The sequence below is a fragment of the Pseudomonas sp. SJZ103 genome (genome assembly GCF_007828335.1).
Classification (GTDB): Bacteria; Pseudomonadota; Gammaproteobacteria; order Pseudomonadales; family Pseudomonadaceae; genus Aquipseudomonas.
Genome location: NZ_VIUN01000020.1, coordinates 12777 through 38416, shown reverse-complemented (window position 1 = coordinate 38416; position 25640 = coordinate 12777). Strand labels below are relative to the sequence as shown.

The following is a 25640-nucleotide window of genomic DNA, read 5'->3' as shown; positions in this document are numbered from 1 at the left end:
ATGGCCCAGCAGGAATTGGAGAAACCGACCGGCCCACTCGCCGGTCTGCGGGTCATTGATTTGTCGATCAATGTCCTCGGCCCGGTAGCGACCCAGATCCTCGGCGATATGGGCGCTGACATTATCAAGATCGAACCGCCCTCCGGCGACCAGAACCGTCAGAACGGCCCAGGCAAAAACCCGGACATGGCGGTGTTTTACCTGATCATGAACCGCAACAAGCGCAGCGTGGTGCTCGACCTCAAGCAGGCCGAGTGCATGGAAGCACTGCTCAAGCTGGTAGAAACCGCCGATGTGGTGGTGCACAGCATGCGTCCCAGCGCTGCCAAGCGCTTGGGTATTTGCTATGAAAAGATCCGCGAGCGAAACCCGAAGATTATCTACGCCTTCGCTCCGGGTTATCGAGGCGACGGTCCGTACAAGGACATGCCGGCATTCGACGATGTCATTCAAGGCGAAAGCGGTCTGGCCGCGATCAACCGTGGGCTCGATGGGCAACCTCGCTACTTCCCGACGGTCATCGTCGACAAGTTCTGCGGTTACGTCCTGGCGTCCTCAATCAGCATGGCATTGCTGCACCGCGAGCGTACCGGAGAAGGTCAGCAGGTGCTGGTGCCCATGCTCGAAACCATGCTGCAGTTCAATCTGTTCGAGCACCTGTGGGAAGGTGCCTTGGGCTCATCCAACGGTGAAGGGCTGGGCTATACGCGGATGTTTTCAACCCATCGCAAGCCCTACGCCACCCTGGACGGGCACATCTGTCTGCTGGCGGTCAACGACGAGCAATGGCGACGGGTGCTCAAGGCCATCGGCAGGCCCGAGCTATTGGAAGACCCGCGTTTCTGCCGCATGAGCGAACGCATGCTCAATATCAACGAGCTGTATGGAATTCTGGGGGCTGCCATTGCCTGCAAAAGCTCGGCCGAATGGGAAAACATCTTCGCTGAAGCGGATGTTCCCCATGGTCAGGTGCGCGAGCTGAACGATTTGATGAAGGACGAATACCTCAAGGAAACCGGGTTCTTCCAGCATGTGGAGCACCCCACCGAGGGCGAGTTGGTGATGACCTCAATCCCGGTTCAGTTCTCGGCGTCTCCCGGCAACGTCCGTTATCTCCCCCCGAATCTGGGCGAGCACAGCCTGGAAATTCTCGCCGAGGTTGGCTACAGCGCTGACACGGCGGCCCGGCTATCCCAAAGCCATGCAAAGAAACGCGCCACGGCGAGCAGTCCTGTCGCCAAGCCCATGCCCTTTGCAGCTGCGGCTGAGTCGCCAAAACAATGAACGCCTGTGCGGCCAGTCCGCGAATCGACTGCTAGAAGAAGGTATTGAACATGAAAGGATTGAAAGACAAGGTCGTACTGGTCACGGGTGGCGCCGGCGGTATTGGCAGTGCCATCTGCCGTCGCTTCGCTGAAGCAGGCTCCACCGTAGCGGTGTTCGACCTCAACAGCGAAGCCACACAAAAACTGGCCAATGACCTCGAAGCCCTGGGTGTCCGTGCTCGTGGCTACAAGGTCGATATTACCGATCATGACGCCGTGAACGCCGCCGTCACTCAAGTCGAAGACGAACTGGGCCCTATCGACGTATTGGTTAATAACGCCGGCTGGGATATCGGCGCATTTTTCCTGCAAACCGAAAAGCCTTTTTGGGACAAAGTCGTTGCGATCAACCTTTACGGTCCACTGAACATGCACCACGCCGTACTCAAGCGCATGAGCGCACGCGGTACCGGTCGCGTGGTGAATATTTCCTCGGACGCCGGTCGGGTCGGGTCGTCGATGGAGGCGGTCTACTCGTTCTGCAAAGGCGGCCTGATCGCGTTCAGCAAAACCATGGCCCGTGAAATGTCGCGCCAGCAGATTCCCGTCAATGTCGTGTGCCCAGGCCCGACCGAAACCGCGCTGCTGGACAACCTGGCCCAAGGCGAAAAAGGCGAAAAAATCAAAGCCGGTCTGGTCAGGGCCGTTCCATTCGGTCGCATGGGTCAGCCGGACGACGTGGCAGGCATGGTCCTGTTTCTGTCCAGCGACGATGCCGCCTTTATCACCGGCCAGGTCATCAGTGTGTCTGGTGGCTTGACGATGGTCGGCTAAGCCCACTCATTTCATTCAGGAACTGCCCATGGAATTCAAAGACATTCTCTACACCGAAGATAACGGTATCGCGACTATCACGATCAACCGTCCGCAGGTGTACAACGCCTTTACCGCCAACACCTGTGAGGAATTGATCCAGGCGTTCAGCAAGGCCGGATACAGCAAAGACACTGGCGTGGTCGTGTTGACCGGCGCCGGTGACAAGGCGTTCTGCACCGGCAGTGATCAATCCGGTGGTCGTCATGCGGGGCGCGGCGTGGTCGGCCTGCCCATCGAAGAGCTGCAAAGCATCATTCGGGACATCCCTAAACCGGTCATCGCCCGCGTCAATGGCTATGCCATCGGCGGTGGTAACGTCCTGGTCACGCTCTGTGACCTGGCCATCGCGGCCGAAAGCGCGCAACTGGGTCAAGTCGGGCCTAAAGTCGGCTCGGTCGATCCAGGCTTTGGCACCGCCCTGCTCGCCCGACTGGCCGGTGACAAGCGAGCCCGCGAGATCTGGTACCTGTGCCGCCGTTACTCCGCCAAGCAGGCGCTGGACTGGGGCCTGGTCAACGCCGTCGTGCCGCTAGACCAGCTAGACGCTGAAGTGAAGAAATGGTGCGACGAAATCCTGATGATGAGCCCTACCGCCATCGCCTTGGCCAAGCGCTCGTTCAACATGGACAACGAAAACATTCGTGGCATAGGCGCTTTCGCCATGCAAGCGCTGGCCCTGTACTACGACACCGAAGAATCCAAAGAAGGCGGTAACGCGTTTCGCGAAAAACGTAAGCCTGAATTCCGTAAATACGTGAAGTGAAGATTTGACTTACATAGGTGCATTTTTATTTTGTCGCGCTGTTTGACTCCCTGACATGCCAAGCCGGCTCAGCAATGAACCGGTATAAGAAGAGCGTGACGTTCACCCATTCAGGGTGACCTCCGGCCGCCTGTTCCACGACTGGCGGCCCTTTTAGACCCAATACAATGACGACGCACTGGATGCGGCGTCCGATCAGCCACTTCCGCAAACTGCTCGGTAGCCTATCCGATGCGCAGAGGACAACATGCCCTACGCAGCCCGTATCCATGAATTTGGCGGACCCCATGTTTTCCGGTGGGAGTCGATTGACGTAGGCGATCCCGGCGCAGGGAAAGTACGCGTGAGGCATACCGCAATAGGGCTTAACTTTGTCGACGTCTATAACCGTCGGGGCCGATACCCTATGCGATTACCCGCCATTCTTGGGAATGAAGCGGCAGGCATTATCGAAGCCGTGGGCGCAGGCGTCACCGAATTCCAGATCGGCGACCGTATTGCCTATGCCCCGTTCACAGGCAGCTACTGTGAGCAGCGTCTGATTTCCGCTGACAAACTCATTCGACTACCCGCCAATATAGATGATCGAACGGCCGCTGGGATGATGCTGGCCGGGATGACGGCCCAGTATCTGCTGCGGCAATTGAGCCCTGTCCAGCCGGGAGAGACCGTACTCGTACAGGCGGCTGCTGGCAGCGTCGGATTGATTCTATGCCAATGGGCCGCAGCCCTGGGCGCACGGGTGATTGGCACCGTCTCAAGCGCGGGGAAGGCACAGCTTGCTCTCTCTCACGGGTGCCATGACGTCATCAATTATTGTGAAGAGGATGTCGCCCACGCCGTGGCCCGAATTACCGAAGGTAAAGGCGTGAGTGTGGTGTACGACGGTGTTGGCTCAGACACCTTTCGTGGCTCGCTCAAATCGCTGAAACCCTTGGGCCATCTGATCATCTTTGGCCAAGCCTCTGGCCCAGTCCCCCCCTTCGACGTGCATGAGCTTGCGGCGCTTGGCTCACTCAGTATCACCGTTGCCAGCCTGCAGACGTTCATTGAGGATCTGCCACTGATGCGCACGATGGCTCACGAGCTTTTCGACATGGTCAGTAGCGGTCAGGTAAAGATTCATATCGGCCAGACCTACCCTCTAAGCGAGGTTGGCCGCGCTCATCAGGACTTAGAGGCGCGCCACACACAGGGCTCCACTTTGTTATTGCTGTAATAAAAGGTGTCCTATCGACTCTGCTTGTCGGTTCGATTACGACGGTCACAACGAGGAGCTTGACATGATCAACACGCGCATAACACAACTATTCGGCATCGATTACCCCCTGATCATGGGCGGCATGCGTCACGTCAGTCGCGCGGAGATTGTCGCTGCTGTCGCCAACGCTGGCGGACTTGGTTTCCTTTCTGCACATACCTTGCCTTCAGCCGAGGCACTGCGCGAGGAAATTGCCAAGGTTCGCGCGCTCACTGACAAGCCCTTTGGCGTCAATCTCACCATTCTGCCGGGTCTGGGCGTCGAGCCTGACGACTACGCCCGAGTGATCGTCGACTGTGGTGTAACGGCCGTGGAAACCGCTGGCGGCAACCCGGCTCGCTTCATCGCCGCATTCAATGAAGCCGGCGTCAAGGTGCTGCATAAATGCACCTCCGTACGCTTTGCCCTGAAGGCCCAGCAGTTGGGCGCCGATGCGGTGAGCATTACAGGATTTGAAGCTGCCGGGCATCCTGGCGAAGACTATGTGCCAAGTTTAGTGCTGATCCCTGCGACAGTGGCCAAATTGGAAATTCCAGTGGTGGCTGCCGGTGGCTTCGTCAACGGTCAGGGTCTGGTGGCGGCACTGGCACTGGGGGCCGAGGGTATCAGCATGGGCACCCGCTTCATGATGACCCGCGAGTCGCCTATGCACGAGGCGGTCAAACAGCGTTATTTACAGGCGACGGAGCGCGACACAACATTGATTTGCCGCTCTATCGGTGATTCGACACGCGTGCTTAAGAACGAACTGACGGCGAAAATCCTTGAGCTCGAAAAGGGTGAGATCACTCATGAGGAACTGCTCGGTCTGGCCAGCAGTCACCGTTGGGTTCAAGCAGCGCTTGCCGGCAACCCAGACGACGGCGCCTTCGCCGCAGGCATGGGGGTTGGCCTGATCGAGGATATTCCCAGTTGCGCCGAACTTATCCAGCGAATTATCAATGAAGCCCGCAGCAGCGTCGGTGAGCGTTTGAAAAACATGCTGGGCTAATAGCCTCGGCGCATTCGATATGTGCGCTCATCTGCGTCCTGGCAACCTGACACAGCTTGGCGAGAGGCCCCCATAAAGCCGCGTTTTTAGCGAATTTTTGCTCTAGACACCTTGGTTTTACGAGCGGCCGATCACATGACGTCAGCTATCAAGGGCCCTATATATTGGTTATGTCTGATTCCTCAAAAAATAATAACAAGGAGAGCACAATGGCTTCACGTCAAACGACTCATTGGCTGATCACTGGCGTTTCCAGTGGCTTCGGCCGGATACTCGCTCAAGCCGCTCTGGCGCGTGGCGATTCCGTGGTCGGAACCCTGCGGCGCACGTCGCAGATCAGCGAATTCGAAGCCCTGGCGCCAGGCCGTGCCCATGGCGTCCAACTCGATGTCACCGACGCTGAGTGCATCGACCCCGCGGTTACCAAATCCATCGCGGCACTGGGGCATATCGACATCCTGGTCAACAATGCCGGCTATGGCCTGTTCGGCGCCATCGAGGAAGCCACGGCTCAAGAGCTGCAACAGGTGATGGACACCAACTTCACCGGCCCGCTGCGCCTGATTCAAGCCGTCCTGCCCCATATGCGCGCCCGTAAACAGGGGCACATCATTAACTTCTCCTCGCTCGCGGGGATGATTGGCATGCCTGGCGTCGGCCTCTATTGCTCGGCGAAGTTTGCGCTTGAAGGCATGAGCGAGTCGCTGGCGAAAGAGCTCGCGCCGTTCGGCATCGAGGTCACGCTGATCGAGCCGGGAGGCTTTCGTACCAACTTCGCCAGCAGCTCTCTGGCGATTGTGGCCAACCCCATTGCGGCCTATGACGCGACACCGGCCGGGCAGACACGAAAACACATCAGCGGCTACGCCGGCCATGAGCCAGGTGACCCCGTCAAAGGCATGCAGGCGATTCTGGACATGCTTGACGCACCCAAGGCGCCGCTACGGCTGGTGTTGGGCGCCGATGCGGTGGCAGCGATCCGCGGAAAGTTAGGCCAGGTCCGCGCCGAGATCGACAGCTGGGAAAGCACCTCTGTCGCCACCGCCTTCGCCTGACCAGCCGACGCAAGGGTCACTACGTCATGAGCTTCAGCGGCACGTCAGCGCAACAACGCCAACGTGCCATGAGTCAGTGCAGCATCGCCAAAACGCGCGGCATAGGCGGTATTGACCGACTCGCTTTGAAAGCGGGTTTCGTTGATCAGGAACACAAACAACCCCCACGCAATCTCTCGGCGATAGCACTCCAGCGCCTCTTCAAAACCCGGTGCAGTGACCCCTTCCTCGGTCAGGCATTTCAGGTAGTGCGCCAGCAATGGTTGCTCCCACTCGCGGCGATCGACGATGTCCAACGCGCAGATCAGGTGGTAAGTCACATCAGCAAACCACGGCGCCCTGTTGATTTGCATGTCGAGAAAACCCGGCGTACCCAGGGGATCTTCGTACAGATTACCCAGATGAGTATCCCCGTGACTGAGGGTCGGCGGATGAGCCTGGTGCAGTCGTGCAAGCTCACCAAAGGCATGGCGCATCCACTCCAGATCATGCAAGCGCGTCGACACGGCGGCGCCACGAGGCGACTCAATGTAGCCACGCCAGACCTCGGGCTGCAAATAACGGTCGGCATACATCAGTGTATCGCCGGTCATGCGTGGTTCGACCCATGCCATCGGCGCGCCCGCCTGGAAATCCGAGTGATCCCACCATTGAGCATGATAGCGGGCCATCGCCTGCAGACGTCTTTTGACCTGGTCGGGACATTGTGGCTGTAGCGCATTGCAAAATCGTACGCCGGCCAGATTCAGATCCTCCATCAATATGATGGACTGGTAACTCGCGGGGTCCTCGTCGCTCTGGGCGAAGAAACACCGGGGCGTGTTCATGGCGACCCGAGGCAGTACCTCACGGTAAGTCCGTGTTTCCTTGGCATACATGAATCCCATGGACGCGCTATGGGCTTCGAACCCACCTTTAACAATCATGCGCCGCGGCAAACCGGCCAGCTCGCCCACCGCGTTATAGCGCAATTCAACCCGGATCTTGGTCGAGGTGCCTAACAGGACATCGACAACCCTGGCCTCGCGCACCTCTACCCCGGGCCAACTCAACGCCAGCGCCTCGCTCAACCATTGTGCGGTTATGCCTTCGATCGTCAGGGGAAGCCGCATGCTGCTACCTCAATCGTTGCAGCGCCTTAAACAGAAAACATCGGCGCACTCGCGCATGAACACCGCAACTCAATAGACGCTGGCGTTGGGCACCTTGGAAATGGGTTTTGACTCGCCCTCACCCGCGGCCAACTCGTCCGCGTCTGATGTGCTGACATCGTCGGACCGAAAGTCCGCCGGGCCTCGCAGCAGGAAATAGGACATCGCAGGTATCAGAATCAATGCTCCGACCATGTTCCCGATGAACAGGAAGGTCAGCAGGATGCCCATGTCGGCCTGGAATTTGATCGGCGACCATACCCAGGTCACCACGCCCGCAGCGAGGGTCAGGCCCACCAAGGCCACGACACGTCCGGTAAATTGCAAGGCATGGCGATAGGCTTCGATCAGACTTCGGCCGGCGCGCTGTTGTTGCAACTGGACACTGAGCAGATACAACGCGTAATCCACGCCAATCCCCACGCCCAGCGTAATCGCGGGCAAAGTCGCGACTTTCATGCCAATTCCCAACCCCACCATCAGCGCCTCGCACAAGAGGGTGCTGATGAACAGCGGTACCACGGCAATAACGGCGGCTTTCCAGTTACGAAAGGCGATCAGACACAGCAAGGACACCGTCGCATACAGTGCAAGCAACATCTTCACATTGGCGCGTTCGACCACAATGTTGGTCACCGCTTCTATCCCGGCGCTGCCTGCGGCCAACTGGAATTGGCGATCTTCGGTGTCATGTTGTTTGGCGAAGGCTTCCGACGCCTTGACCACACGCTCCAACGTGTCGGCCTTATGGTCTTGAAGATAAGCCACGATCGGGGTTACCGAACACCGCCGGTCTACCAGCTCGGGCTTATCCACCTGAACCTGCTCAATCGCGCCATTGAGGTTGCTGGGATTGCGCGGAATGCTCAGCCATTTGGGGCTGCCCTCATTCTGACCGGAAAACACCATTCGTACCGAGTCAGCCGCTGACATCGTCATCTGCACCCCGGGGACCTGCCGCAGCATGTTGCTCATGCGGTCGGCCTCTACCAGTGATGAGTATTGCTGGCAGCCACCTTCCGGGGTTTTCATCATGATCACGAACATATCGCTGGACAGCGCGTAGTGCTGGGTCAAATAACGCACATCTTTGTTGTAGCGCGAGTCAGGACGCAGTTCCGGAGCGCCGGCGTCCAGGTCGCCGATCTTGAGTTGGGTACCGACCACGAACCCGCCGATGGCCAGCAAGACCGCAACCGATACGGCTTTTATCGCCCGTCCACGCTGTGTGAAACTGGCGAAAAACTCCCAAAATCTACTGGTTCCTTCTCCACGCTCCTGGCGAATGCTGCGCTCGGCGGCGCTTTTGCTTACCCCGACATAAGACAGCGACACAGGAACCAGAACCAGGATAGTGAAGATCAGAATGCCGACACCAATGGACATACTGATAGCCAGTTCTTTGATCACCGGAATGTCGATGATGATCAACACAGCAAAGCCCACCACATTCGCCAGCAATGCGGTCAGCCCGGCGCGGAACAAACGGCGAAAGGTATAACGTGCGGCGACATATTTGTGCGTACCGCGCCCGATATCCTGCATGATCCCGTTCATTTTCTGCGCACCATGGGACAAGCCAATGGCAAAGATCAGAAAGGGCACCAGAATAAGATACGGATCCAGCACATAGCCGATGACACTGAGAATACCCAGCAGCCAACACACGCCCAGCGTGGCGTAAAAGACCAGTAATAGGGTGCTGCGAATGCAGCGCGTGTAGAGGAAAACAAATAACGCAGCGATAGCGGCGGCAAAGGCAAAAAATTCGCTGACCTGCCATAATCCATCGATAAGGTCTCCCACCAGTTTGGCAAAACCTATGATGTGAATTTTTATCTTGTCGGTTTCCAGCACCCGGACTTTGCTTTCCAATTGATGTGAAAAGTCGTTGTAGTCCAGGGGCAGATTAGTGTCCTGATTCTTGTCCATCAACGGCACGATGATCAGGCTCGACCGGAAATCGGACGCCACATAGTTGCCGACAATCCCCGACTGCAGGATGTTGCCACGCAAAGCATCCATCGCCGCAGCGGACCCGTCGAAAGGATCCGGCATGACCGGGCCACCGCGATAGCCCTCCTCCGTCACCTCGGTCCAGCGCAAGCTCGATGTCCATAGGCTGCGCAACGCCGACCGATCGACACCCGGCATCAGGAACAAGGTGTCGCTGGCTTTTTGCACGGTCTCAAGGAAGTCTTTGTCAAAGATGCTGCCTTGGGTATTCTCCACCACCACGCGTACGGAGTTACCCATCCCGCGCAGCGCATCCTTGTTCTGAAAGTAGTTCTGAATGTAGGGATGGGACTGGGGGATCATTTTTTCGAAACTGGCATTGACCGGCAGTTTCGAAGCCTGCCAACCCCAGAACACAGTCGCCAGCAGACAAATCAGCAGGATCGGCAGACGATGGTTGAAGATAAACCGTTCGAACCAGATGCCGCTGTTTCGATCAAAATCCTTGGGATCGCGGATGACTTGCATGTCACCCTGATTGCCGGCAGGAATAGCCATAAATGTCTTCTCGATTATTATTGTTCAGTAAGACTGGCCATAACACGATAGCCGCCCTGATCAATCCCCGGCTTTCACCGGTTACTGACCACTTGCACACCTGACAAGCCAACGATGGCGACCTGCCCTTTGAGCAGTGCCAGCCCAGCAAATAATGCAGGGTGAACGTCTGGCAATGGGGCAAAGCTTTTGCCCTGATCGCTGCTGACAAGGATTGCGCCGGCTTGACTGGCCAGCAGAATGCGCCCCTTATCATCGATAGCACCGTCGACAAGCCCTGCACTGCCGCCGGTTTCCATGCGTTCCCATGTGCTGCCCTGGTCGCTGGACTTGTAAGCGTTGCCGCGCAATCCGTAGGCAATCAGATAGTGCTCGTTACCCAGAACCCCGAAAAAGCTGCCGGGGTAGCCTGTGGACAGCTTGATGAAGCGTTGCTGGTCAGCGTCGAGCACAAAGACCGTGCCTTGCTCGCTGGCGATATAAAGGCGCCCATTTATCCCGGTAATCGCGTTGTAATGGAACATCTGCGGGTTATCGACCTTCTCCACCCAGGATTCCCAGGTTTTACCGCCGTCATGGGTCCCCACGATAGTGCCGAAGGCGCCAACGGCGAACCCGTTTAACGGATCACTGAACCAGACGCCCAGCATCGGCTGTTCCGGTCCGTTGGCAAAGTTCAGCTTGATCAAGTCCAGGTACTGGCCGGCTTTTTCATCGCCCTGGCTGGACAGGCTTTCAAAATGGTCGACCAACAGTTTCTGCAGGCTGTTGCCGTCGAGCTGTTTCTCCCAGGAGCTTGCACCATCCCCACTGTGCAAGACGATCCCATCGTGGCCCACCGCCCAGCCCTGCCGGTCAGTGACAAATTGCACGGATACCAGATCGGAACTCGCCGGTACCTTGGCTTGTAGCCAGCTTTTGCCCTGATCGTCGGATAACAACACCAAGCCTCTTGCGCCGACCGCCACAAGGCGTTGGCCGGCCAGCGTCGCCGCCGTCAATTGCGACGTACTCGCGAGCCGATTGATCTGCGCGGGCGCATTCAATGGATCTTCATAGGGTTGTGCGTGCAGCGCGGCATAAGGCAGCAACCCTAGCGACAACACTCCGAAGAGCAGTTTGTGGTAACCCGTCAAGAGCACCTCCAAAACGTTCAAAACAGGGGGTAGCAATCACCACCCCGCCCTGTGTTAATGGCTGGATCTGCGCGCAGCAGGTAATGGCCGCTCACCCAGAATATCCTCAGCGAATACCGGCCCCGGCCATAGCGGCAGGTGACAGTAAGTTGGGTGAGAACGGTTCCGACGTGTACCAACCCGTGCGGGTGTCAAAAGGCAGTGATGCCAAGCCATAGGCACCTTTGGTATGGTCGTACATCAACACCCCTTCACTTCGAATCATCGGTGTGCCTTCATAAGCGACAAACAACAAGAAGTTCTGCGAGCGGTACAACTTACCCGCGGCGTCATAGGCGTCGTACATCGTCATGTTCCAGCTGTCTTCGTCGAGGTAAAACACCTTCTTGGAGTTGACGTGACGTTGACCCGGTTTCAGCGTCGCTTCCACGACCCAAACCCGATGCAGTTCCCAGCGGACTTTGTCCGGGTTGGCAAAGCCTTTCTTGACCAGTTCATCCACCTTTGCCGAAGCCGTGCGGTACGTATTGTACGGGACGTACATCTCCTTCTTGCCGAGTAGTTTGAAGTCGAAACGATCCATCTTTCCGTCAAAACCGCTGATCTCGTCGAAGGTAATCAGGCCGCCGTACTGCGCAGAAACGGTGTCGTACTTGAACTCCGGCGCGAGTCGTACCCGGCGCTGGCCTGGAGAATAGGACCAGGCACTGTCAGCTTTGATATCCAGTCGTAGCGGCGAGTAGCGCATATCCTTGGAGCCCGACTTGGACGCGGGGGCATTGTTGGCGTTGAGCAAGCGGTTACTGTACTCAGAACTGGTTTTGGAACCATCCCAGTATTCGTGCTCGTAATGCACGTTAGCGTCGGTAATCAGCGTTTTTTCACCCGCACTGTCGATCAGGTAGGTCGCAAAATTGCCCACTTCGTAGGGCCGGAAAAACCGTGTGGTGAAGTTCCACATGGCCTCATAACCCGTTTTGGGAATTGGAAATGCGATCTGTGCATGAGCATCAGCCAGGCCAGTGTTATCGCCCTCAGTATGAGGCTTGGTGATATTGTTGATGGTATTGTCATGAGCAAATTTTGGCAGCGGTGGTGCACTTCGATGTGTGGGGTAAACATCGATACGATAGTCAGGGTAGCGAGACAACAGCGCCTTGTTACCATCATCGATTTTATCGGCATACTGCGCCATGTTTTTGCCGGTAATGGAAAATAACGGTTTTTCATTGGCATAGGGGTCGATGTAAGGGAAACCACCGGCAGCGTTGATAGGTTTGTATCCTGCCGGTGGCGTGGTCAATGCCTTGGCAGGATCATAGGCAGGAATGCTGCCATCACTGTTACCCGCGATGGTCGCGCCAAACTCAGTCAAGGTGGTGCCGATCTGCTTGATCTCGTCGGCACCAGGAGCACCGAAGCCTTGGGCCGCCATGGCATAGGAGACTGCGATGGAAAGAAGGTATTTCTTGTAGTTCATGTTTTTCACCCGTCCGTTCCGCACTGTTGAAAAAACTCAGAAAGAAGTTTTCAAGCTCAACGACAGCCAACCATGATCGTTCTGCGACCAACTCCCGGCCCCGGTCATGCCTTCTCCTCCGGTCGCTGGATGGGTCGTATGATTAGGCGACCAGGAATCGTTCCATGCCAACTTTATAACGTGTGTCTGGTAAATATCCGCTTGTACGCCAAACGAATAAGTGACCTGTCCTTCCGCGCCGGTCATGCCTCCGGTGGCCGCGTTACCTTGAAGACCATAGCTGACAAACACCGGCGAGCTGATATCGACGCCCGGGAAAACCTGCAACCAGCGTGGCGTGAAGTTGGTGGAGAACACCGTCGAATTGCGAGTCGCACACCCGTAGGTTTCATCGCCTGAACCCGCGCGACCGCTACGGTTGGCACACAGTGGCGAGTCGGACCCTTTCAGCGGGTAATTATTACCACCCAGAGGCGTGAACACGCCACCTGCACTGATGCCAAATGCCGGGTTATAGGTGACTTCGTCAAGGTGTTGAAGCGCCAGTTCGGCGGCAACTTCACCAGCGTCCCAAAACCTGGTTTCAGGCAGCAGCTTTACCGCGTTCAGTACCAGACCATAGACGTTTCCGCGGGGAGCATTTTCGGAGTCGAACCCAGCGATCACGCCCGGGGCAACTTGAGCAAGCCGCCCCGTTACCGGCGTAAACAACTGCGCATTGCGCCGATAGGTGGCTTCCATCCCGAAGTTAACCCCTTCGATGTTTTGCTCCATCGCAAAACCAAAGAGCTGGTTCTTTTTCGGGTTGTAAAAACGGTCCAGCGTGCCATCAGGCGCGGTCGCAAACGGATTCGGGGTTTTCTCATAGAACTCGCGGTAAACCAGGCTCATGTTGCCGCCATCCAGGAAATCGGGTTGCCACTTGGCCATAACCCCCCAGTCGTGGTCTCCGCTGCCCGGTTTATTGTGAGTGGAGCCGATCAGGGGGCCGTCAGCCCCATAGAAAGCCGGCGATGCGGCTTCAAAATAAGTACCGCCCTCTGGATAACGATCGCGACGCCACTCCAGTGAGTACTGCCAGGCAAGCGAGAACTCAGGCGTGAGCTGCGTAGTACCGGTAAATTGATTCTGCGGCAGAAATAGCTCCTTGGCTTCCAGGCCAGGACTGAGTGCCGCTTTCTGTAGATCCATCGCCGCTTGGCCATAGGCAATCGACGACTGCTTCGATTGAGGGAAGAGCGAGTTCCCCCAATAGATGTTGTGTCTACCGAATTTTACCGATGTTGTGGTTTGACCAAGGTCAAAGGTATTGAACACAAACGCGTCAAGCACTTCAGCATATGGCCCGCTCGTGTAGTTGCGGGTGTAGTCCGAATACTTGCCGTTTTTGAAGAACTCATTGGAAAGAAAGTTATTCGTTGTGGGGTCATCCACACCACCGCCGTAGGTTGAGTCGTACCAGCCCGCCGCGCTGACACGCAGGCCGTAGCTCCCCTTGATGATCAAATCGAATTCGGACAGCACGTCGAGGCGATTCAGAATCACATCGCCCTTCTTGAATCGATTATTACCCAACGCGACCGCGTTGTTGTTGGCATCAGCCGTTCCATTAGGCCCTAGCTTCAACCGCGAATCCGTGCCTTCCCCGCGGATACCCAGGTTGTAGCGAACCGTGGTGTCCAGACGGCTCTGAATGTCCGGATTGCCAAAATCAAGACTGACTGCGTTGGCGTCGTTGATCACACCGGCCACCGCCAATGCCAACACTGACACCTGCAGGAGATGACGCCGGTAAAGCCTATGCTGAGGTTGTGCGAAGCGAAGATTCATTATTATTGTTCTCCATCTCTGATGCCACACCCGCTAGGTGCCCATAGGAGGCGCCGGATACCGGCAACCGCTCCCGTTTTTTATTTTTATCTCCCCTCGCCGGGTTTCGCGAAAGGGTGCCTATCGCTCATTTTTAATGAACATCGTTCAGATAATTGTACATGAGCGACAGGTTGTCAATCCCAACCCAGTAACGATTCGCTCTTGCGACCATCCGTATGCACTCCGGCGACAAACGACAGCTCGACCGGCTGTTGAATCGACTCCTTCACTTATCAAGACCTCAGATCGAGGATCCGGCATTGACGTCGGACACATATATGAATAACGTTCAATAACCACCTTACAACACCAACAACAAACAGAGGGTCGTTTTATGAGCAAGGTCGATTTCAGCGGACGCGTCGCCATCGTCACGGGTTCAGGAGGCGGCCTTGGCCGGACCTACGCGCTGGAGCTCGCCGCACGTGGCGCCTCAGTGGTGATCAATGATTTGGGTGGCAGTTTTGACGGCAAAGGTGGTTCTCATCGGATGGCCGACCAGGTGGTCGAGGAAATCCGCGCTGCCGGCGGCAAGGCGGTGGCCAACTATGATTCAGTGGCCACCCGTACCGGAGGCGAGGCCATCGTTCAGGCTGCGCTGGATGCCTTTGGCAAAGTCGACATTGTTATCAATAACGCAGGCCATCTGCGCAATGCACGGTTTGAAGACCTGAATGACGAAGACCTGGACTCGATCATTGATGTGCATCTCAAAGGCGCGATCTACGTCACCCAACCTGCCTACAAAATCATGAAAAAACAAGGATACGGCAGAGTGGTATTTGCCTCTTCGGCCGCAGGTGTTTTCGGTAACGCACAGCAAGCTGCCTATGGGACCGCAAAAGCAGGGCTTATCGGCTTGATGAACGTTTTGTCGCTTGAGGGCCAGGAGCATGGTGTGCTGTGCAACGCTTTGTTGCCAACCGCCAACAGCCGCATGGCCGAGGCCATGGACCCAAAACAGCTCGAAGCCTTCGGTGCTCAGTACGCTGCCTTCGGTGAACATTTGGGGCAATCCTATGAGCCGGCATTTGTCACCCCACTGGTCGTCTATCTTGCCAGCCAAACCTGCCAGAGTACTCACGCCATCTATTCGGCTTCGGTAGGCCGCTACGCCCGCGCGTTCATCGGTATCGCCGATGGCTGGAACGGTCCTCGTCTTGAACCTGCCACAGTTGAAGAGGTGGCGGCCAACTTCGAGCAAATTACCGATACCCGCAGCTATAACATCCCTGGCTCATTGTCCGACGAATTCGACATCATCAATCGCAATTTCCGCAAGTAAAACGCTACCGATAGCAGCCGCCTCATGGAGGCGGTCGCATCGCTGACGAAGCCCGCCCCTAACAATAATAAAGGCACGCGCCCATGGGCAACTTCTCGATCAAATCCAAACTGGCGTTCATGGCCGGGTTTGCAACGTTGATGCTGATGCTGGTCGGCCTCAGCGGCTGGAATGGCATACGCCAATTAAGCGCCGCGCTGGACCACATCAGCAATGAAACAGATCCTGCGGTGAGTCATCTGCTGACCCTGCGCCTAGGGCAACTTGGCACGGTCAACTCGACCCGGGAAATGATCGGCTGGAGTCTGGACCAGTTCGATGCCATCGACGATAAAACCCTGATCATTGAAGAGGCCCACGCCTTCTATAGCAGCGTGGCACAGGACAAAGAGTCGGCAGAACTCATGGCCGCTCAAGCCTATGATAGCTACGCAAAACTGCCTAAAAACCCGGAAGAAATCGAGGCATGGAAATCCGTTCAGAGCGAATGGACGAATTTCAAGGACAGCAATGACTCAATCCGTCGGCTGCTCGAACAGTTGCGTACCGCCACATCCTGGGGCGCATTACGGCAGAACATGAGCGAGGTAACCGGTCTGGATCAGGTAGCCCAAAGCGCGGTCAACAACCTGGCCGTGGCCTTGGATAAACTGATCCAGCTCAACAAAGGTTATGCCAACCAGGCAAAACTTGACGGCGAACATGCCCGACAACGCGCACTGCAATGGATCCTGGCCATGTCTGGCGCAGCCGTGCTCGGCCTGGGTTTGATCACCTTTCTGGTCGCCCGCAACATTGTCGGTGCCCTGACCACGATGCGCAGCACCATCGTCGAAGTCGCCCAAAGCAATGATTTCACCTTGCGCGCTCAGATTCGCGGACGCGATGAGACCAGCCAGACCGCCCGCGCCTTTAACCAATTGCTCGACAAGCTCCAGCTGTCGTTGCGCGAAGTGCTGAACAACGCCGACCAACTCTCCCAAGTGTCCGACAGCGCGTATAACGCATCGCGCCACGTGTCAGCCTCCTCTACCAGTCAGAGCGAGGCGGCGACCCTGATCGCCGCGGCGGTCGAACAGATGTCGGTCAGCATTGGTCAGGTCAGTGAAAGCACGCAGGACGCGCTGCTGCGCGCTCAGCAAGCTGGCGAAACAGCAAGTCAGGGCAGCGCCATTATCACGCGCAATACACTGGAAATGGATCTGATCGCCGCCACGGTCAGTGATACCGGTATTACGATTACTGATTTAGGGCAGCAGTCAGACAAAATATCCCTGGTCATGCAGGTCATTCGCGACGTCGCAGAGCAAACGAACCTGCTGGCCCTTAATGCCGCGATTGAAGCTGCACGCGCCGGCGAACAAGGACGGGGATTTGCCGTGGTCGCAGACGAAGTTCGCAAGCTCGCTGGGCGTACCTCCGTGTCATCGGATGAAATCGCGCAGGTGGTGACAACGATCCAAGCGTCCGCGCGCGAGGCCATGACCCGAATGCTCAGCGTCACTGATCGCGTGGTTGCCGGCAAACAGCTGTCGGACCAGGTGGCCGATCGCATGCAGACGATTCGTGTCAGCGCCAGTCAGGTAGGCGACGCCATTGACTTGATAGCCAGCGCCATCGATCAACAGAACACCGCCACACAAGACATCGCTCGCAGGGTCGAATTGGTGGCGCGCATGAGTGAAGAAAACAGCCAATCGGCGAGTCAGACGTCGGAAATCTCCAGCCAACTCAATACCCTCGCGCGCTCGCTACAGGCCACGGCCGGCCAGTTCCGGGTCTGAATCGGATGAGCCACGGGAAACGTTATGCAAGATGACTTGATTCCGCTCAACGCCCTTTACGGTCAGGGCTGTTATCGACGACGGATATTGCTGCAACGCAATGGCCGCACCGTAGTCGCCGAGCTGGAAGACGACTATCACGGTTTTCGCCTGGCGCTGGAGCATGACGAGCAGTGCTTGACCCACATTACCGCCCAGAGCCTGCGCATTCCGACCACCGCCTGCCTGGAAGCACCGGCCTTGTTGCACGCGTTGGTGGGGCATCCTCTGACTCCGGATCGTATGCAGTTTCGCAAAGACACGGCGCCTCGTCTGCATTGCACGCATTTACATGATTTGCTGTGGTTGGCGATGGCACACGCTGGCCGGTGCGAGGACACGCGCCTCTACGACATTGAAGTACCGGACGTGCGCGAGGGTATGACTCGGGTCAATGTTCAACTCAATGGCCGGGAAATCCTGGCCTGGGAGACTGATCTCGACGCCTTGCTGGGGCCTGCCCAACAGGTGGGGAAACCCTTGCGCAATGGCTTTTCACACTGGGCTGCGCAGGACTATTGCGGTGACCGGCTGGAAGCGGCCTATGTGCTGCAGATCGCAGTGATGGTCGCACGCGCCCGCCAGCTGGATGTGGAGGCGATGCGCGCTGGTCGGAACCAGCCTGTTAAAGCACTGCTGGGTGCTTGCCATGCGTTTCAGGCCAACGTCATTGACCGCGCCCTGCCCGTATTGGGCACCGTGCGCGACTTCAGCGAGCGGCCGCAGGACCTGCTGCTGTTCGAGTGAAGGCGCCCGCTGGCGCCCTCCTCTTTCTACTGGCGCTCAGACAATACGTTTTTTTCGCAAGTCCTGGACCGCAGAATCATCCAAACCCAGTAATCCCTTGAGAATTTCGTCCGTGTGTTCTCCCTGGATCGGCGGCGCCGTGTACTCGGTGATCGGCGTCCCGGAGAACTTCACAGGGTTAGCCACCAGCTTTACCGTGCCGCTGGCCGACAAGGCATGCTTGGCCTCAACACACATAGTGCGCGACTGAACATGAGGGTCGGCAAACACCTTGTCCAGGGTATTGATGGGACCAGCAGGCACTCCGGCCTCATCCAGCGCAGTCAGCAAATCGTTTAATTGCCATGTGGCCACCAGCGGTTCAAACACTTCTCCCAACGCGCGACGATTGACCACGCGCAAGGCAATTTCCGAGAAACGCTCGTCGGTGGTCAACTCCGGATGACCGAGCACGGCGCACAGGCGTGCGTATTGCTCGTTATTACCGGCGACCACCATGATGTCGCCGTCTGCACAATGGAACATGCGTGACGGCATGCCGCCATTGCCCTCGGTCCCCCGCCGCACCGGTATGTCGCCGGAGACCAGGTACTGACTGGCGTAATGCGAGGTCGCGGCGATCAACGAGTCCAGCAAGGCGACGTCGATGTGCTGCCCCGGCTCGCCGTTCAGGTCCCGAGCATAGAGGGCCGCCTGAATCGCATAGGCCGCGTATTGACCTGCCAGGATGTCGGCCAGGCTAGGCCCGGTTTTCATCGGTCCACCGCCCGGAACATCGTCCGGCAGACCGGTGATGCTCATCAACCCCCCCATGGCCTGGAAGATCGAGTCGTAACCCGGACGAGGCGCGTAGGGTCCGGTCTGGCCAAAGCCGGTCAATGAACAATAAATCAGGTTAGGGTTGACCTGTTTCAGGCTTTCATAATCAAGCCCATAGCGCTTCAGATCACCGACCTTATAGTTTTCCAGCAGCACGTCGCACTTGGCGACCAGTGCGCGGATCAACGCCTGCCCCTCCGGTTTCGCGATATCACAGCTGAGGGATTTCTTGTTGCGGTTGGTGCTGATGTAAAACGATGATTCGCGCGTGTTATTACCCTCGGCATCCTTGAGGAAGGGTGGGCCGAACTGGCGTGAATCATCGCCCTTGCCTGGACGCTCAATTTTGATCACTTCGGCGCCGAGGTCGGCAAGCATCTGTGCTGCCCAGGGGCCGGCGAGAATTCGGCTCATATCCAGCACGCGGATACGAGAAAGCGGGCCTTTAGCCATTTTGTTATGTCCTTTTTAACGTCCGATAAAACGCGCAGTCCGCTTTTCGACAAACGACTGTACGCCCTCTTTGGCGTCTTCAGTGTTGTAGAGAAACTTCTGCGTCGATTGAATCTTCGAATACGCCGTCAGCCAGCCTTGCCCGAGGGAAATACGCGCATTCTCACGTGTAGCCTGAACCGCCAGTGGCGCTTGAGCCGCGATTTTTTCCGCGTATTCAAGGGCTTTTGCAAACTCTTCGCCGGGCTCAACCACATCCTGCACGAAGTTCATGCGATAGGCATCCTGGGCACTGAACTCATCCCCGGTCAGAAGCACCTTCATCGCATTGCCCCAGCCTGTACGCTCGACCATCCTGATCGTAGCGCCGCAGCCGGCCATGATCCCGCGCTTGACCTCCAACTGAGAAAACCTGCAATTGCTCGCAGCGACCGCAATGTCGCTGGCCAGCATCAACTCGACCGCAACCGTAAAGCAAATACCCTTGAGGGCGATGACCACCGGTTTTTTGCGTAACGGTTCACGCAGGTTGAAAGGGTCTGCCTCACTGGCCGGAAACAGCGCTTTGCCTTCCTTTCGCAGCGGCGCGATCTTTGGCATATCCAAACCGGCGGTGAAGTGATCACCTTCGGCGTACAACAATCCGCAAAACAATTCCGGCGACTCTTCCAGTCGGGTAAACGCCCTCGCCAGTTCTTCGAACATTTTGGGTGTGAAGCCGTTGCGCTTTTCTGGCCGGTCGATGCCGATCAGCAAAATATTGCCCTGTTGCCGGGCCGTTACTTGCCCGTCTGGATCGCGTGTGTCGGTCATGCGCCTACCCCCTGGTTGCCTGCCTTGCATCGTGACATCGGTACCCTGCTCAACCCGCCATAAACCCACGCAAGCGCATTGACAGCCACCAAAGCTGTGTTCAGAATGATAAACACTGTTCACAATATTGACAATAGCATCAGTCCCGCTCAATGACCGTTCTGACACCGGATGGACACATGCCGCAGTGTGAACCTGAAACCTCCAGCGTCTCCTTGTCGCCGCTGCACTACCCGCTGTTTCGCGCAGTTTGGGTTGCCACGCTCGCTGCCAATATCGGCGTATGGATGCAGAACGTCGCGGCGGCCTGGTTGATGACGTCCATCAGTGACTCACCACTGATGGTCGCGCTGATTCAGACCGCGATTACGTTGCCTGCCTTTATGTTCGGCTTGCCTGCGGGGGTCATGGCCGACCTGGTCGAAAAACGCAAGTTGTTGCTGCTGACCCATACCTGGATGTTGATCGCCACGGGACTGTTGTGCCTCCTATTGCAGCTCGATGCCATTACCCCATGGAGCCTCTTGCTCCTGACCTTTTTGCTGGGCAGTGGCAGTGCCGCAAGCATCCCCGCCTGGCAGGCCTCCACCTCGGACGCTGTACCTCGCATAGCCCTGCGGGCGGCCATCAACCTCAACGGCATTGCCTATAACGCCGCTCGCGCTGTCGGACCGGCCCTCGCCGGACTGGTCATTGCAGCAGCGGGGGCCAAAATGGTCTTCACCATCAACATCGTTTTGTTCCTGATTGTGCTGTCGCTCTTCATCTTCGCGTACCGCCCCAACGTTGCCCCACTGCTGACGACAGAGCGACTGTTTCCTGCCATGCGCGGAGGACTGCGCTACGTCCGACACGCCAAACCTTTACATGGGCACATCATTCGCACTTTCGCCTTTATCGGCTGCGCTAGCGGTTTATGGGCGCTACTGCCGCTGGTGGCAAAAAATATCGAGACGGGCGGTTCCAGCGTCTATGGGCTGTTGCTAGGCAGCCTGGGCGCGGGTGCGGTGGCGGGCGGTTTATTGCTACAACGCTTTCGCAATCGCCTCAGCAACCTGCAGCAGTTGGTGATGGTGTCGAACGTTGCGTTTGCCGGCGCCATATTAATTGCTGCCTGGTCGACTTCACTTTGGGTGATTTGCCCTGCGCTGATCATGGGTGGCGCGAGTTGGATCAGTTTCAACTCAACCATCAGTGCAGCCTATCAGACCAGCCTTCCTGCCTGGGTCAGGGCGCGGGCATTGGCCATTTTCATGCTGACCTTTCAGGGTTCCATGGCGCTGGGAGGAGTGTTTTGGGGCAGCATTGCCAGCCATCTGAGCGTCGCCCAGACCCTGACACTGGCAGCCTGCCTGATTGGTCTGAGCCTGTTACTGACCCGCAGGTTGCCAGTTCGCATGGGCCACGATGACGACGTCACATTGTCGCAACACTGGGCAGAACCAACGATTGTGGGCCACCTGGGACCCGATGATGGCCCGGTAGCGGTGCAAGTCGACTATCACATCCCGTACGAAAACCGTTTCGCGTTCACCCAAAGCATTTATCAGTTGGGCAAGGTTCGTCGTCGTGACGGGGCCAGCCATTGGCTGCTGTACCGCGATGTCGCTGACCCGGGGCATTTCAGCGAGCGCTTTATCATTGCCTCCTGGGGGGAACATCAACGCCAGCGCGGACGCTCGACGCTGGCCGACCGAGAGCAGGAACAAGCACTGCGTCAGTTCTTCAAGCCCGGTTCAAGTGCGGTGATGTCGCTGTATATCGTCGCGCCCTATCCCGACGCTGCGGCAGATACCGCTATCCAAAAAACAACCGAGGCCATCGTAGCCGCCGGTACACCGCCCCCTGGAGGAAAGAGTTTTGTCTGATCGTGAATACATGGAATTCGACGTGGTCATCGTCGGTGCCGGCCCCGCTGGCCTTGCCGCCGCCTGCCGACTGAAGCAAAAAGCGGCTGAAGCCGGCAAGGAAATCAGCGTCTGCGTGGTGGAAAAAGGTTCCGAAGTCGGCGCTCACATCCTCTCGGGCGCCGTGTTCGAACCCCGCGCCCTGAACGAACTGTTCCCGGACTGGAAGGCACTCGGTGCCCCGCTCAACACCCCCGTGGTGCGCGATGACATCTATGTGCTGCGCAGCGCCGACACCTCGACCAAGGTGCCCGACTTCTTTGTGCCCAAGACCATGCACAACGAAGGCAACTACATCATCTCCCTGGGCAACCTGTGCCGCTGGCTGGCCCAGCAGGCCGAGAACCTGGGCGTGGAAATCTACCCAGGCTTCGCCGCCCAGGAAGCGCTGTTCGATGAAAACGGCGTGGTACGCGGGATCATCACCGGCGACCTCGGTGTCGACCGTGAAGGCAACCCGAAAGAAGGCCTTTATACCCCCGGCATGGAGCTGCGTGGCAAGTACACCCTGTTCGCCGAAGGCTGCCGTGGCCACATCGGCAAGCAACTGATCCAGCGCTTCAACCTGGACAGCGACGCCGACGCCCAGCACTACGGCATCGGCCTGAAGGAAATCTGGGAAATCGACCCGGCCAAACACGAGCAAGGCCTGGTGGTGCACACCGCCGGCTGGCCGCTGGACGTGATGGGCACCGAGAACACCGGCGGTTCCTTCCTTTATCACCTGGACAACAATCAGGTAGTCGTAGGGTTGATCGTTGACCTGTCCTACGGCAATGCGTACCTGTCGCCCTTCGACGAGTTCCAGCGCCTCAAGCATCACCCGGTGATCAGCCAGTACCTGGAAGGTGGCAAACGCATCAGCTACGGCGCCCGCGCCATCTGCAAAGGCGGCCTGAACTCGCTGCCGAAAATGGTCTTCCCGGGCGGCGCGTTGATAGGCTGCGACCTCGGCACGCTGAACTTCGCCAAGATCAAGGGCAGCCACACCGCGATGAAGTCCGGCATGTTAGCCGCTGAGGCCGTGGCCGACGCGCTGTTCGCTGGTAAGGAAGGTGGCGATGAGCTGCACACCTACGTCGACGCGTTCAAGTCGAGCTGGCTGTATGACGAGCTGTTCGCCAGCCGTAACTTCGGCGCTGCACTGCACAAGTTCGGCCCGCTCCTCGGCGGTGCGTTCAACTTTGTCGACCAGAACCTGTTTGGCGGCAAGATTCCGCTGACCCTGCGCGACACAAAACCGGATTACGCCTGCATGAAGCTCGCGGCCGACTCGGCGAAGCTCAACTACCCGAAACCGGACGGCAAACTCAGCTTCGACAAACTCAGCTCGGTGTTCCTCTCCAGTACTAACCATGAAGAAGAACAGCCGTGCCACCTGAAACTTCAAGATCCCCTCATCCCACTACACACCAACCTGCCGCTGTATGACGAACCGGCGCAGCGTTACTGCCCGGCCGGCGTGTACGAAGTGATCGTCAAGGAAGATGGTGAGAAGCGCTTCCAGATCAATGCGCAGAACTGCGTGCACTGCAAAACCTGCGACATCAAAGACCCCTCGCAGAACATCATCTGGTGGGTGCCTGAAGGGGCCGGTGGTCCCAACTATCCCAATATGTAAACCACCGAAGACCGTCCTTACGACGTCCAGCAACCTGGAGCCAGACATGAGCTATCAACACTTGACCCCGCACACGCTGATCCTTGAGGTGCATGACCGGGTCGGCCTGATCCGCTTGAACCGACCCGAAGCTTACAACGCCCTCAACGATCAATTGATGAATGAACTGACGCTGGCACTCGATGCCTTCGAAGCTGACGATGCTATCGGCGCCATTATCATCACCGGCAGTGACAAAGCGTTCGCCGCCGGGGCAGACATCAAGATGATGCGCGAGTGGGACATGATGAACGTCTTCAAGCGCCAGTTCATCACTGCCAATTGGGAGCGCGCAACGCGCTGTCGCAAACCGGTAGTGGCGGCAGTCGCCGGTTTGGCATTGGGTGGCGGCTGCGAGCTGGCGATGATGTGCGACATCATCCTCGCTGCCGACAACGCACGCTTCGCCCTGCCGGAAATCACCCTGGCCACGATTCCCGGTGCCGGCGGTACGCAGCGGTTGACCCGCGCCATTGGCAAATCCAAGGCTATGGAAATGATCCTGAGCGGGCGCTCCATGTTTGCTGAAGAGGCCGAACGCTGTGGGTTGGTCAGTCAGGTGCTACCCGTCGCCGAGCTGCTGGATCAAGCCTTGTTGCTGGCGAAGAAAATTGCCAACTTCTCGCTGCCGGTCTCGATGATTGCCAAGGAGTGCGTCAACCGAGCGTTCGAAAGCTCCCTGACAGAAGGTGTGATGTATGAGCGCCGCATGTCCTACGTCACTTTCGGTACTGAGGATCAGAAAGAAGGGATGGCAGCCTTCAGCGAAAAACGCGCTGCCGTGTTCAAACATCGCTGAGGGCGGGGTCATGACCATAAAAGAAGATAGCGCAACGCTGATGCCCTATTCCGAATACCGCATGGAAGTACCGTTTCTCGATCACTTGAGCGTTATGGTCGAACGCCAGGATAAAGGCGCAACCATGGTGGTTAATCTCGATAGAAAGCACATGAACGGCGGCATGCAGGCTCATGGGGGCTTGATCATGACGTTGCTCGACATGGCGATGGCCAGCGCCGCCCGGCATGGCGATGAACTCGATCGCTCCAGTGTCACCGTGGAGATGAAATGCAACTTTATCCGCCCCGGTGGCGCGGTTGGTGCAACCTTGCGTGCCAGCGGCCGCTTGCGCCACGGGACTCGCTCCCTGGCATTTTGCGAAGGCGATGTGTATGACCGTGAGGGCCAATTGATTGCCACCGCCAGCGGCATATTCAAGTACATGAACAAGCCGCTCAACGGCGATATCTGAACCTAGTACTCGGGATATGAACGATGTCTGACGCGTTGGATTTCCAAATGACCGTGCCCGAGCTGCAAGCCGTAAGCGACCGTAATCCATTCAATGTCTGGCTGGGTGTGCAGGTGTTGAATGTTGATCCAACGTCGATAGTGCTGCGGGTTGGTGGACGTCCTGAATTCATCGGCACAGCGATCTTGCAGCGAGTGCACGGAGGCATTCTCAGCAGTCTGGTCGATATCGCATGCGGTTATACGGTCATGGCCCGTACCGGTTTCGGCGTTTCCACCGTATCACTGCTCACAGACTTCCACCATTCAGCCAACCTGGGCGAGTTGCAGGTTGTAGGGAGCATTGTGCACCGCGGTAATCGTCTGAACTGTGCCGAAGCGCACATCAGCAATGCGGCGGGGCAATTGCTCGCCAGCGGACGCGGGCAATTTTACAACACCCAGACTGTCCTGCCCGAAGTGGCTGACAGGTTGGTACACCCAACCAAAGGCTTTGAGCCTCGATAACTGGGAGACG

21 protein-coding genes are annotated in these 25640 nt (G+C 57.4%); 14 read left to right on the top strand and 7 right to left on the bottom strand.

Going from position 1 to position 25640, the window contains the following annotated elements; translation table 11 throughout:
• The 6 genes from FBY10_RS28750 (at position 1) to FBY10_RS28725 (ending at position 6211) form a co-directional block, all read left to right on the top strand.
• A complete protein-coding gene (locus tag FBY10_RS28750) occupies positions 1–1284 on the top strand; it encodes a CaiB/BaiF CoA-transferase family protein (RefSeq protein WP_218571053.1) in 1284 nt (427 codons plus the stop codon).
• Positions 1285–1334: 50 nt separating this feature from the next.
• Positions 1335–2099 carry a glucose 1-dehydrogenase gene (locus tag FBY10_RS28745; RefSeq protein ID WP_145338560.1) on the top strand — a complete coding sequence of 255 codons (765 nt, stop codon included), beginning with the start codon at positions 1335–1337 and terminating at the stop codon, positions 2097–2099.
• 28 nt (positions 2100–2127) lie between these two features.
• The gene (locus FBY10_RS28740) at positions 2128–2904 is read left to right on the top strand and encodes an enoyl-CoA hydratase-related protein (protein WP_145338559.1); all 777 of its coding nucleotides are present in this window, start codon (positions 2128–2130) and stop codon (positions 2902–2904) included.
• A gap of 247 nt (positions 2905–3151) precedes the next feature.
• The gene (locus FBY10_RS28735; RefSeq protein ID WP_145338558.1) at positions 3152–4123 is read left to right on the top strand and encodes a quinone oxidoreductase; all 972 of its coding nucleotides are present in this window, start codon (positions 3152–3154) and stop codon (positions 4121–4123) included.
• Positions 4124–4187: 64 nt separating this feature from the next.
• Positions 4188–5156: a nitronate monooxygenase family protein gene (locus FBY10_RS28730; protein WP_145338557.1), complete on the top strand. Its 969-nt coding sequence runs from the start codon at positions 4188–4190 to the stop codon at positions 5154–5156.
• A 209-nt stretch (positions 5157–5365) separates the two neighbouring features.
• The gene (locus tag FBY10_RS28725; protein WP_145338556.1) at positions 5366–6211 is read left to right on the top strand and encodes an oxidoreductase; all 846 of its coding nucleotides are present in this window, start codon (positions 5366–5368) and stop codon (positions 6209–6211) included.
• Positions 6212–6255: 44 nt separating this feature from the next.
• On the opposite strand, the gene FBY10_RS28720 is transcribed toward FBY10_RS28725, so the two are convergent.
• From FBY10_RS28720 to FBY10_RS28700, 5 genes are all read right to left on the bottom strand, one after another.
• Entirely contained in the window at positions 6256–7323 is a 1068-nt protein-coding gene (locus FBY10_RS28720; RefSeq protein ID WP_145338555.1) for a hypothetical protein, read from the bottom strand.
• 69 nt (positions 7324–7392) lie between these two features.
• A complete protein-coding gene (locus FBY10_RS28715) occupies positions 7393–9876 on the bottom strand; it encodes an RND family transporter (RefSeq protein ID WP_178116808.1) in 2484 nt (827 codons plus the stop codon).
• A gap of 74 nt (positions 9877–9950) precedes the next feature.
• Positions 9951–11012, bottom strand: coding sequence for a YCF48-related protein (locus tag FBY10_RS28710; protein ID WP_178116807.1), 1062 nt, complete (start codon positions 11010–11012; stop codon positions 9951–9953).
• A 106-nt stretch (positions 11013–11118) separates the two neighbouring features.
• A complete protein-coding gene (locus tag FBY10_RS28705) occupies positions 11119–12492 on the bottom strand; it encodes a DUF1329 domain-containing protein (protein ID WP_145338553.1) in 1374 nt (457 codons plus the stop codon).
• 36 nt (positions 12493–12528) lie between these two features.
• Positions 12529–14322 carry a DUF1302 domain-containing protein gene (locus FBY10_RS28700; protein ID WP_145338552.1) on the bottom strand — a complete coding sequence of 598 codons (1794 nt, stop codon included), beginning with the start codon at positions 14320–14322 and terminating at the stop codon, positions 12529–12531.
• Between the two features lie 376 nt (positions 14323–14698).
• Here FBY10_RS28700 and FBY10_RS28695 point away from each other — a divergent pair, with 376 nt between their 5' ends.
• The 3 genes from FBY10_RS28695 (at position 14699) to FBY10_RS28685 (ending at position 18219) form a co-directional block, all read left to right on the top strand.
• Positions 14699–15649, top strand: a complete 951-nt coding sequence (locus FBY10_RS28695) for an SDR family NAD(P)-dependent oxidoreductase (protein ID WP_145338551.1) — start codon at positions 14699–14701, stop codon at positions 15647–15649.
• A gap of 83 nt (positions 15650–15732) precedes the next feature.
• A complete protein-coding gene (locus tag FBY10_RS28690; protein WP_145338550.1) occupies positions 15733–17433 on the top strand; it encodes a methyl-accepting chemotaxis protein in 1701 nt (566 codons plus the stop codon).
• Between the two features lie 24 nt (positions 17434–17457).
• The gene (locus tag FBY10_RS28685) at positions 17458–18219 is read left to right on the top strand and encodes a DUF2889 domain-containing protein (RefSeq protein WP_145338549.1); all 762 of its coding nucleotides are present in this window, start codon (positions 17458–17460) and stop codon (positions 18217–18219) included.
• A gap of 36 nt (positions 18220–18255) precedes the next feature.
• On the opposite strand, the gene FBY10_RS28680 is transcribed toward FBY10_RS28685, so the two are convergent.
• Together FBY10_RS28680 and FBY10_RS28675 are read right to left on the bottom strand one after the other, a co-directional pair.
• Complete coding sequence (locus FBY10_RS28680) at positions 18256–19491, bottom strand: CaiB/BaiF CoA-transferase family protein (RefSeq protein WP_145338548.1); 1236 nt, start codon at positions 19489–19491, stop codon at positions 18256–18258.
• 15 nt (positions 19492–19506) lie between these two features.
• Positions 19507–20304, bottom strand: a complete 798-nt coding sequence (locus tag FBY10_RS28675; RefSeq protein ID WP_145338547.1) for a crotonase/enoyl-CoA hydratase family protein — start codon at positions 20302–20304, stop codon at positions 19507–19509.
• 152 nt (positions 20305–20456) lie between these two features.
• Between FBY10_RS28675 and FBY10_RS28670 the strand changes: the two genes are divergently transcribed.
• From FBY10_RS28670 to FBY10_RS28650, 5 genes are all read left to right on the top strand, one after another.
• The gene (locus tag FBY10_RS28670; protein WP_145338546.1) at positions 20457–22172 is read left to right on the top strand and encodes an MFS transporter; all 1716 of its coding nucleotides are present in this window, start codon (positions 20457–20459) and stop codon (positions 22170–22172) included.
• Between the two features lie 10 nt (positions 22173–22182).
• Positions 22183–23832: an electron transfer flavoprotein-ubiquinone oxidoreductase gene (locus FBY10_RS28665; protein WP_145338624.1), complete on the top strand. Its 1650-nt coding sequence runs from the start codon at positions 22183–22185 to the stop codon at positions 23830–23832.
• A gap of 61 nt (positions 23833–23893) precedes the next feature.
• The gene (locus FBY10_RS28660; protein ID WP_371921006.1) at positions 23894–24670 is read left to right on the top strand and encodes an enoyl-CoA hydratase; all 777 of its coding nucleotides are present in this window, start codon (positions 23894–23896) and stop codon (positions 24668–24670) included.
• Positions 24671–24680: 10 nt separating this feature from the next.
• Positions 24681–25124: a PaaI family thioesterase gene (locus FBY10_RS28655; RefSeq protein ID WP_256663604.1), complete on the top strand. Its 444-nt coding sequence runs from the start codon at positions 24681–24683 to the stop codon at positions 25122–25124.
• Between the two features lie 23 nt (positions 25125–25147).
• Positions 25148–25630, top strand: coding sequence for a PaaI family thioesterase (locus FBY10_RS28650; protein ID WP_145338544.1), 483 nt, complete (start codon positions 25148–25150; stop codon positions 25628–25630).
• Positions 25631–25640: the final 10 nt, after the last annotated feature.